The sequence below is a fragment of the Bacillus sp. SIMBA_074 genome, assembly GCF_046534555.1.
Classification (GTDB): Bacteria; Bacillota; Bacilli; order Bacillales; family Bacillaceae_G; genus Bacillus_A; species Bacillus_A mycoides.
The window spans coordinates 1-236 of record NZ_JAWRYM010001221.1 but is presented as its reverse complement, the minus strand read 5'-3'; the positions used below and the strand labels follow the sequence as shown (position 1 = coordinate 236).

Genomic DNA, 236 nt, shown 5'->3' with positions numbered 1-236 from the left:
GGTCAACCATCCGGCAGGGGTGAGCGGTGCGTTCTCCATCGATGCCTCCATTCCCGCGACGCGCTCCTTGAGCACGGCGCCCAGGCCGGTTAGGCCTTTGCCTGCATCGCGGATCGCGCCGTTGAGGACGCCGGTGTCGAAGGTGAGGGTGACGAAGTTCGTGAACTCCTGAGACCGCTTCGACCCGGACCGGGTCACCGCCCTGTACTGCTGCCGCAGCCCGGGCCTGACAGGAC

1 protein-coding gene is annotated in these 236 nt (G+C 67.4%); it reads right to left on the bottom strand.

What is annotated here, in order from left to right; genetic code table 11:
- A partial coding sequence (locus SB773_RS34615) for a hypothetical protein (RefSeq protein WP_486304342.1) occupies positions 1–198 on the bottom strand: 198 nt, incomplete at its 3' end.
- Positions 199–236: the final 38 nt, after the last annotated feature.